A 9,009-nucleotide genomic window follows, 5' to 3' on the forward strand; every position below is an offset into this window, starting at 1 on the left:
ATGTGCGCGGCGGATTGACGACATGACTGATTTTCTGTGCGAAAACATCCGCCGCTTCCGCGCGGGGGAACCGCTGGTGAACCTGGTCGACAAGCAACTCGGCTTCCCAATCCGCGGCGGCAAGAACCCGACGAAGAACTGAGTCACGACCGATCGCACAACGGCGTAGGGCGGGCCGCGCGTGAATTGGACGTCCATTGCATGGTCGATCGCGGCGAGTGCGTAATTCACTTGTCTCACGAACGTAAGGCCCGCCGCGCACTGGAATACATTCCCTTCGCACTTTCGCTATTTCGCGTTTTCGCGATGCCACTGCGTTCGATCATTTCGTCGCGAAAACGCGAAATAGCGAAAGCGCGAAGAGGATTTGGAATTGCTGCTTCGCCTAGTCGAGCAAATACGGCGAATCGGAGGAAAGCTCGTGGCGGATTTCATCCACGGGTTCGCCGCGGCCGGGGCCGGCGTAAAGGCGATTTGCGGAGTTGAAGACCCAGCCGGGCGTTGAGCTGATGTTGCGGTAGGCATGTACCACACCGGGCGGAACGAGCAGAAATTGGCGATCGCTTTCGCCGACCGTTCGCACGATGCGATTGCCAAGCGTCGGCGAGTCGTGGCGGGCATCCCAGAGATAGACGCGAAAGTCGCCTGGCCCGATGAACGCGAAGCAATCGGTTTGTTCGCGATGTTCGTGCGGCCCCCGGGCCACGCCCGGCGCGGTTTCGCTGACATAGGCCATTTGTGGCAGCAATCCGGCGGGCAATTCATCGGCGCGATAGAGCTCCAACAGCCAGCCGCGATGATCGGCGCGCAATGGCAGCGGGCGGAACTCGACGCCCTGGATCGACCCTGTTTCGAAGCGCATTGCCACCGCCTTTTCCGGAACTGTGATTTGCAAGCCGGCTCGGCCGTTATATCCTGACGCGAACCGCCGGCCAATCTGGCCCGGCCTGTGCACTTTCCAGCGGGATGAACCGATGACCCGTCGATGCTTGCCGTTTCTCGTCTTGGTTTCGCTGTTCGCGTTGGGCTGCGAGCCCGCGCCGGACAATCGCTTCGGCGGCTATGTGGAAGCCGAGAAGATCGAAGTCGGCTCGCGCGTTGGCGGCCGCGTGTTGGAGGTGCTGGTGGACGAAGGAGATCAAGTCACCAGCGGGCAGTTGCTGGTCCGCTTCGAGACGGAAGAACTCCAGGCCGAACTTTCCGAGTCCCAACATCGCGCCGAGCGGCTGGGCACCGTGTGGGAGAAATTAAAGGCCGGGCCGCGCAAACAGGAAATCGAAGTCGCGCGCCAGTTGCTGTCGGCCGCCGAACAAGGACAGGTCAACGCCGAGGCGACTTACAAACGCGGTCTGGAGGCCGGCGTGCCGACGCTTTCGCAACAAGAGTTGTCGGACCTGGAAACCGCCTGCAAAACCGCAACTGCCACGGCCGAAGCGCGGCGGCAGGAGTTGAATTTGCTCGTGGAAGGAACCCGTACCGAGGACTTGACGATTGCCCGGCATGAGTTGGAAGAGGCCGAAGATCGCGTGACGAAATTGAAATCGCAGCTCGACGAGGGAGAAGTCCATGCGCCGAGCGACGCTGTCGTCGAGGCGATCGACCTGGAACCTGGGGACCTGGTTCCGGGCGGCACGCCGTTGGCCACGCTGGTTCGCGCCGACGAACTGTGGGTGCGTTGCTTCGTGCCCTCGACGTTGGTGACGTTCGTGCATGTCGGCGACAAGGTGCGCGTGGAGGTCGATTCACGCCCCGGCGAAAGCTTTGCCGGGGAAGTGCTGCGTGTGAATCGCGTGGCCGAATACACGCCGCGCAACGTGCAGACCTTTGAACAACGCCAGGACCAAGTCTTCGGCGTCAAGGTTCGCGTGCGTGATCCTGAGGACGCACTTCGTCCCGGGATGGCAGCGACGGTCATGCTCGATGCGCAAGCCACCGCGCCCCAGAAGTAGCACTTGCCCGTCGTCTCCTTTCGCATCGCGAAAGGCTCCGAACCTTTCGCGATGCGAAAGGAGACGATGAAAGCCCGGCGCGCGTTTCGACGTAGGCGCAAACCGAGTGCGGCAACTTTAGCGATTGCGTAATTTTTGACGCCTTGCGTCATCGCGACACGGTAATTTTTACCACCCAGTTTGTATATTCGTCATAGTCGATTCGCGCGCGAACGTGCGCGCCCTTTTTCGCGCCACGCGTCGGCTATGCGACCCAAAATACTTGAAAGATTTTTTACGTGTCACAACTCGAAGCCGGGCTTGCGCTTCCACCATTGTGGTAGGCGAATGTTAAACTTTTCTGTTTGCCCGGTGCGTGGGAATTCGCCACATTAACGCATTGGAACCTACGCTTGGCACATAGCGTGCGATGTTGCGCGCAGTGTTCAGCGGTTCACTGAAATAAGACGAAACGCCGCGAGTCGGACCCGCATGGTGCGGACGCTCGCGGAGCTTGCGCCGGAGAATATCGAATCATGCACCAGACACGCTGGACTCACGCCTTCGCTGCGATCATGGTCACGCTGACGGCGGCCGCCACGGCCGATGCGCAGTTGATCTACTCGCAGAGTTATCGCCTGGAGTACGAAACCGTCTACGACGAGCAGCCGGTCACGGCCTATCGCCTGGAATACGAGACGGTGTACGAAGATCGGCCGGTGGTGCGCTACAAGCAGGTGGCGGAAACCGAGCTGCGCGAGCGCCGTTACACGGTGGCCAAGCCAGTCACGGAGACCTCGGAGCGCGAAGAGCGCTACACCGTGATGCAGCCCGTCTGGGAAACGCAGATTCGTGACCAGAGCTATGACCGCGTCCGCTACGTGCAAGAGACGCAAGAACGCGAAGAGCGCGTGATCGTCAACAAGCCCGTCTGGGAAACGCAGGAACGCGAGGAGCGGACCGTAGTGCGGCGGCCGGTGTACGAGACATCCGAACGCGAGCAGCAGTACACGGTCAATGAACCAGTCACGACCTACCAGACCCAATATGTCGATCAAGGCGCGTATGAAACGCAATATGCCACGCAGCCCGGCTCGATTCATAATCGCCTGATGTGGCAGCAACGCGGGATGACGGTCGATCCCTACACGGGCGCGACGATCGTGCAACGCCCGGGCCTGGTCTGGGCGCCTATGCAAGCGCCCGCTCAGGTCGTGGCGCAACAGGTCTATCGCCCGCACGTGGTCGCGCAGCAAGTTCCGCAGACAACGTACGTACAGCGCGTCGTAACACAAAAGGTACCGGTGCAGACGGTCCGCTACGAAGATGAAGTGCAAGTCCGCAAGGTGCCGGTGCAGGTCTACAAAGTGCTGCAAGAAGAGCAGGTGCGCAAGGTGCCGATCACGGTGATGAAGCCGGTGACGGAGCGCGTCGAGCAGAAGATTCCGATCCAGGTGATGAAAATGCTCCCGCAGGAGATGGTCCGGAAGATCCCGGTCGTCACGCAGCGGACCGAATACGAGGAACGCGTTGAGCAAGTCCCCGTGCAGGTGCTGAAAACCGTGGCGGTGCAGGAAACGAGCCGCGTGGCGAAGCTGGTCGAAAAGCGCGTGCCGGTCAACTACACGCGCAGGATTCCGCGGACGGTGGTGCGGCGCGTTCCCATCGACTGCTGCGGCAACGACATCATCGTGCAATCGCCGGGCTATTCGATCGTGACGCCGCCGCGCGGCGAGACGATCATCGAGCAGGAGCCGATTTCCACGTACAGCGGCGGCGCCAAAGCGCCTGCCGCACCGAGGGATGGCGCCAGCAAGGCGCCCGAGGTCGATCCGAACTCGGCAAAAGCTGCCGCAGAGCCGGCGAAGGATGCGACGGAAGCGGTCGACGAGACGCCGGCAGACAACGGTGTTCCTCCGCTCGACGATGACGAGCCAATTCCCGGACCGGGTTAGGTTCGCAGCAGAAGTTGCCTCCAGTCCTCGACGCCTCACTCCGTTTTACGCGACGTGTGATCGTGGACGACGACCCACCGGCCGTCGATTTTGCGCGTCACCAGGGAGAAATTGCCAGCTAAGGGTTCGCTGTCGCGTGCCACTTGCCAGCCCCCCAGCACGAGCGCCGCGGAGTCGCCGAGCGGCGTGATCTCGAATTCGCTCAAGGTCAATCGTCCCATCGTTTCTCGCGTTGGGTAGCGGGCTTGATACCGATTCAACGTCGCGGTCCATCCCCGCGTCGTTTCCCCGCCGGAACTGAAAGTCAGGGCGTCTGACTTCCAATAGTGTTCCATGAACCCATCCAGGTTGCCGTCGTTCCACGCTTGCTCTTGAGTGCGCAGCACCGTTTCGACAGCGGCGCGGACGGCTTCGTCGCCGTCAATTGGCGTCGCCGAAGATTTCGGGGAGGTTGGATTCGCTTGCGTCGGGCCGGCTTGTACCCGGGAACGTTCGGCCTGCAATTTGGCCACGGCCTCCTCGGCTCGGGCGCGTTCCGCCTGGGCGACGGCCGCGATGCTTTGGCTACGGACGCTCCAAACATAAACGCCCCCGCCCACCGCCATCAGCAGCAGCGCCAACAAAACGATTGCCGTCACAACGACGGCCGCTCCGGAGTCGGAATTGCGGCTCATGTTATTCTCCAGACTCGATAAATATCAAAAAATCACCGCCAAACCGCGGTCGCCATCCTATCACGGCTGGTCGGCCCGGGACAATTCTGCGCGTGATGAAGCTCGCACTATGCGGGCATGGAGCGCATCATTCCTCCGTTCCGCGCTACGTCGACCGACGCCGATCGCGCCACTAGAATCGCCGTATGCGATTCGCCCTTCTTGGTCACGACGAGCACACTCTCAGCATTGCCGAGGCGATTCGCCGGTTGGGGCATGAGGTGTCTCATATTTGGGACGCCGAGCCGCAGCGGGCGCGGTTGAGCCAGTTGTTTCCTCAGGCGGCCTGGCTCAATGACTGGACAATCGTTCTAGAAGCCAAAGGGATCGATGGCACGGTGGTCGCTTGCGGGATGGACCCGGAGATGCGGGTCGAACAATTGAAGCGGATTGCCCAAATGGGGAGTCCGGCGTTCGTTTCGCATCCGTTGCATCCCTCAGTGCTGACGTTTTTCGAGTTGGAGATGATCTGCGCCGAGACCAAGGCTCGGCTCGTGCCCTATTGCCCCTGGCGCTGGCGGCCGGGCATGCGGCAACTGGCGGATTGGATCGCCGATGGTGAGACCTCGCCCGTCGGCCAGTGCGATCAGGTGGTGATCGAACGCGCGGCGGCGGATCGGGGTGACGAGTCGGTGATGCGGCACTTTGCGCGCGACGTGGACTTGGCGATGAGCCTAGTTGGCGACTTGAACAGCCTTTCGGCGATGTGCCCGCGCTGGGAAACGATCGGCCTGGCGAACCTCGGCGTGCAAATGAGCGGGCCGGCGAACATCCTGGTGCGCTGGTCGATCGGCCCGTTGGAATCCGTCGCGGGACTGCGGCTCAGTCTGCTGGGGCCGCAGGGCAAGGCCACGCTGACGATTCCCGACGACGGCGCGGCCGGCGAACTACAAACGCCGGGGCCGCACGTATCATTGGCAGAAGATCGCTCCACGGAAGCAGCCGTCGAAGCGTTCGTCGACGCGGTGCAAGGCGCGCCCGTGTGGCCCGACTGGCATGCCGCGGCGCGCGGGATGGAACTGGCCGACTCGATCGAACTGAGCCTGCGGAAGGGCAAGACCATTCCGCTCTACAACACGCAACCGACCGAGCACGGGACGTTCAAAGGCATCATGGCGGCGGGCGGATGCTTCGTGCTGTTCGCCAGCCTGGGGCTCTTCATGCTCGGGCTGTTGCTGGCCCGATTCGGCGTGCCCCACGCCGATAAATTGCCCTACGTCGTCGCCGCGCTGCTCATTGGTTTCTTGGCGCTGCAAACATTGCGTTTCGTGTTCCCCCGTTCATCGTAGCGGCCGGATCGATGCGGTGGCGCATCCCTGTCCGTTCGACGATCGCTTCCAGCGGGGCCGGCGAAACATGCACGCGGAACTCATACGGTCCGGTGCGCACCAGGTCGCCGTCGACGAGGCGGGTTTCCTCGACCAGTCGATTGTTCACCGTCAACATCGGCGATTCGGCGATGGCGCGGATTTTCACGCCGTTGGCGTCGCGCATTACGTAGGCGTAGACGGCCGGGAATTGCGGGTCGGTCAGGACCAGGTCGCAATCGTTCGCGGCGCCGATCAAATAGGCGCGCGATTCCAGCGGTCGCAACGCTTGGCGCGTCCGCCCGTGGGTGACTTCGAGCTCGACGCGCGGCAACTGCCAGGGCGGGCAAAGCCGGGCGTCCCGGCGGCGGAGCCAGGCGTCGAGCGGGTGGGTCCAGGAAAAACGGCTATCGCGGTTCATCAGCGGCTCAGTCAGGGTAAGTGCGTTTGGATGGCCTCAGCGTGCTAGGCAAAGCATCGGCAGGCCATGTGCGCAAGTTTGAGCCAGGAGCGCCGCGCGGCCCCGAAATGAGGCGAGAAAGGTCCGCCCGCAACGGGGGGCGCAAATGTGCGTTTTCGGAATGAAAAAGTGCAGGACCAGCCGAGCGCCGCGAAGGGGCGTGCTCGCATCACGAGAGGTTTAAATGGAACAGCCCGAGCATCCGGCTTCGGCCTGACACAACCGGAGCATCTCCACCCTGAAGCTATTGATCCGCGTGCGGCGTGCCGCTCGCAACAGCTGCTTCGCGCTTCTTGGCAGCGCGTGAACGCCAGAACTCGACCACCACCGGCAGCAACGAAATCGCGACGATCGCCAGCGCCACGACTTCGAAGTTCTTCTGGATGAACGGGTGGCCGCCGAAGTAGTAGCCGCCCCAGAGAAAGAGGCCGACCCAGAGCGTGGCGCCGGCGACGTTATAGACTGCGAAGCGAGGATAACTCATCGCTCCGACGCCGGCCAGAAACGGCGCAAACGTGCGCACAATCGGCACGAACCGCGCGAGGATGATCGTCTTGCCGCCGTAGCGGTCGTAGAAGCGCTGCGTGCGATCGAGATACGCGCGTTTCAGAAACCGGCGGTTCTCCTTGAACACGCGGGGACCCAGGTAATGTCCGAAAGCGTAGTTGGCGGCGTCTCCCAACACGGCGGCGACCCACAGTAACGCCGTGAGTTTCCACATATCGAGCGGCGAATCCGGCCGCGCCGCCAGGGCCCCGACAGCGAACAGCAGCGAGTCGCCCGGCAAAATCGGCGTGACCACGAGGCCCGTTTCGCAAAAGACGATCACGAACAGGATGAGATAAGTCCACAGACCATAGTCGCGGATCACGTCGGTCAGATGCTGATCGAGGTGCAGAAAGAGATCAACGATTTGCTTCAGGGTGTCCATGTGCTCTGCCTGGGCCAAGGGAGCACCATTCTGGCCGGCTGAGGGAGTTGCTGGCTAGGCCAAGGACTCACCACGGAGACGCGGTGCATAAGAGGGCGTAGGGCGGGCCGTGCGTGGCGCGGAACGCGTTACTTCGACGATTATGAATGGCGAAGGAGGACGGTCATTTTATGCGGTAAGGCCCGCCGTTTTGCGCGCGGCGGGCCTTACCGCACTCTGTGGCCGACGCGTCTGTCGTGCAACGATTTCTGAAAATGAAATGCTCGTCGCCGCGCGCGGCCCGCCCTACGCAGCGCGGCGAGGCGCCGTGGCGTGGCGGTCGGCGGCCACTTGTTCTACGAGGTTGAGCAACTCCTGTTCGAACCGGCTGCGCTCGAACCGTTCCGCGTTGCGGCGGGCGAGGGTGGGCGAGAATTGCCTCGGGTGGGCCTCGAACCAGCGGATGGCCTCCGCCAGCGAGGCGGCTGTTTGCTCGGGAAAGAGTACGGACGTGCCGATGTGTTCCTCGTCAGCGGCCAACAAGGTTTCCGTGGCGCCCCCTTGGCCGAAAGCGATCACCGGCGTCCCACAGGCCTGGGCTTCGACCGGGGCGATGCCGAAATCCTCATGGGCGGCAAATAAGAGCGCCCGGCAGCGCCGCAGATGGTCGCGGATCGACTCATCGCTCTGCCAGCCGGTGAATCGCACGTGCGGCCCGGCCAGTTTTTGCAGGCGCGCCCGCTCCGGCCCGGCGCCAATCACAACCAGCCGCCGTCCCAAGATGCGGCAAGCTTCGATCGCTAGTTCGACCCGCTTGTACGGCACCAGGGCCGAAAAGCAGAGATAGAAGTCCTCACGCGGCGCGGCGGACGGCGAAAAATACTCCGTATCGACGGGTGGATACACGACCGCACTCTCGCGGCCGTAGCACTCGCGAATGCGGTCCGCGATGGTCCGGCTGATCGCCACGAACTGCGTCACGCGTTCGGCGGTCGCGCGATCCCAATCACGGATGCGATCGAGCACCTGGTTCCGCGCCCAGTCCCAGGGACGCGGCCAGACGGACGCGTCGTCCTGCCCGAGGTATTGATCGCGCAGGTGCCAGGCGTAACGCATCGGCGTGAAGCAATAGCAGGCATGGGGCACGCCATCCGGCACGTGAATGCTCTTGGCCACGGCATGGCTGAAACTGAGCACCAGGTCGATGTCTCCCGGCAACTCCAGGCTCTCAATCGCCCGCGGCATCAACGGCAGCAGATGACGATAGTGCTTCGACGCCCCAGGCAACTTCTGCAAAAAGCTGGTGCGAATATCCATCCGCTCGATCACCGGCGACAACTTGCCCAGCCGATGCAGCAGCGTGAACAGCGGCGCCTCAGGAAACCGCGCGCAAAACGCCTCCAGGCACTTCTCGCCACCGCGCATGCCGGTCAGCCAGTCGTGAACGAGGGCGATTTTCACGGGAATCAAAACTCAAGTCGCGGGCAGTGGGCAAGCTGGGGGCGGAATGGTCCCAAAATATGCAGGTGTTGGTCAAGATGAATCGTGGTGGGGGAGTTTGAAGTTTTCAGTGTTCAGTTTTCAGTAAGGGAGCCTGCCGTAGGACTGAAAACTGAACACTGAAAACTTCAAACTCCCAGGGCGAATCAGTTTTCGTAAGCCGTGAACCGGTCGAGGTTTGTTGGCGTAGGAAGCGGGACGGAGCGGTTTTCTTTCCTTTTTTGCACGGAGGTGTG

8 protein-coding genes are annotated in these 9,009 nt (G+C 62.3%); 3 read left to right on the forward strand and 5 right to left on the reverse strand.

What is annotated here, in order from left to right; genetic code table 11:
- Positions 1-385 precede the first annotated feature (385 nt).
- A complete protein-coding gene (locus tag SGJ19_23820) occupies positions 386-862 on the reverse strand; it encodes a dTDP-4-dehydrorhamnose 3,5-epimerase family protein (GenBank protein ID MDZ4783287.1) in 477 nt (158 codons plus the stop codon).
- 112 nt (positions 863-974) lie between these two features.
- Here SGJ19_23820 and SGJ19_23825 point away from each other — a divergent pair, with 112 nt between their 5' ends.
- Together SGJ19_23825 and SGJ19_23830 are read left to right on the forward strand one after the other, a co-directional pair.
- A complete protein-coding gene (locus SGJ19_23825) occupies positions 975-1,949 on the forward strand; it encodes an HlyD family efflux transporter periplasmic adaptor subunit (protein ID MDZ4783288.1) in 975 nt (324 codons plus the stop codon).
- Between the two features lie 515 nt (positions 1,950-2,464).
- Positions 2,465-3,883: a hypothetical protein gene (locus SGJ19_23830; GenBank protein ID MDZ4783289.1), complete on the forward strand. Its 1,419-nt coding sequence runs from the start codon at positions 2,465-2,467 to the stop codon at positions 3,881-3,883.
- Between the two features lie 35 nt (positions 3,884-3,918).
- On the opposite strand, the gene SGJ19_23835 is transcribed toward SGJ19_23830, so the two are convergent.
- Complete coding sequence (locus tag SGJ19_23835) at positions 3,919-4,557, reverse strand: DUF4440 domain-containing protein (GenBank protein MDZ4783290.1); 639 nt, start codon at positions 4,555-4,557, stop codon at positions 3,919-3,921.
- Between the two features lie 185 nt (positions 4,558-4,742).
- Here SGJ19_23835 and SGJ19_23840 point away from each other — a divergent pair, with 185 nt between their 5' ends.
- Positions 4,743-5,885 carry a hypothetical protein gene (locus SGJ19_23840; protein MDZ4783291.1) on the forward strand — a complete coding sequence of 381 codons (1,143 nt, stop codon included), beginning with the start codon at positions 4,743-4,745 and terminating at the stop codon, positions 5,883-5,885.
- Here SGJ19_23840 and SGJ19_23845 read toward each other — a convergent pair.
- The 3 genes from SGJ19_23845 to SGJ19_23855 all read right to left on the reverse strand — a co-directional run bounded on the left by SGJ19_23845 (position 5,830) and on the right by SGJ19_23855 (position 8,734).
- Complete coding sequence (locus tag SGJ19_23845; GenBank protein MDZ4783292.1) at positions 5,830-6,324, reverse strand: FHA domain-containing protein; 495 nt, start codon at positions 6,322-6,324, stop codon at positions 5,830-5,832. The genes SGJ19_23840 and SGJ19_23845 overlap by 56 nt on opposite strands.
- A gap of 283 nt (positions 6,325-6,607) precedes the next feature.
- Positions 6,608-7,294, reverse strand: coding sequence for a DedA family protein (locus SGJ19_23850; protein MDZ4783293.1), 687 nt, complete (start codon positions 7,292-7,294; stop codon positions 6,608-6,610).
- Positions 7,295-7,579: 285 nt separating this feature from the next.
- Positions 7,580-8,734, reverse strand: a complete 1,155-nt coding sequence (locus SGJ19_23855; GenBank protein MDZ4783294.1) for a glycosyltransferase — start codon at positions 8,732-8,734, stop codon at positions 7,580-7,582.
- Between the last annotated feature and the right edge of the window lie 275 nt (positions 8,735-9,009).

It is taken from the genome of Planctomycetia bacterium, from assembly GCA_034440135.1.
Taxonomy (GTDB): domain Bacteria; phylum Planctomycetota; class Planctomycetia; order Pirellulales; family JALHLM01; genus JALHLM01.

What these genes read in the sequence shown, in the direction of transcription:
- SGJ19_23820 (MDZ4783287.1), bottom strand. Translation starts at nt 862, where the DNA reads ATGCGCTTCGAAACAGGGTCGATCCAGGGCGTCGAGTTCCGCCCGCTG.
- SGJ19_23825 (MDZ4783288.1), top strand. Translation starts at nt 975, where the DNA reads ATGACCCGTCGATGCTTGCCGTTTCTCGTCTTGGTTTCGCTGTTCGCG.
- SGJ19_23830 (MDZ4783289.1), top strand. Translation starts at nt 2,465, where the DNA reads ATGCACCAGACACGCTGGACTCACGCCTTCGCTGCGATCATGGTCACG.
- SGJ19_23835 (MDZ4783290.1), bottom strand. Translation starts at nt 4,557, where the DNA reads ATGAGCCGCAATTCCGACTCCGGAGCGGCCGTCGTTGTGACGGCAATC.
- SGJ19_23840 (MDZ4783291.1), top strand. Translation starts at nt 4,743, where the DNA reads ATGCGATTCGCCCTTCTTGGTCACGACGAGCACACTCTCAGCATTGCC.
- SGJ19_23845 (MDZ4783292.1), bottom strand. Translation starts at nt 6,324, where the DNA reads ATGAACCGCGATAGCCGTTTTTCCTGGACCCACCCGCTCGACGCCTGG.
- SGJ19_23850 (MDZ4783293.1), bottom strand. Translation starts at nt 7,294, where the DNA reads ATGGACACCCTGAAGCAAATCGTTGATCTCTTTCTGCACCTCGATCAG.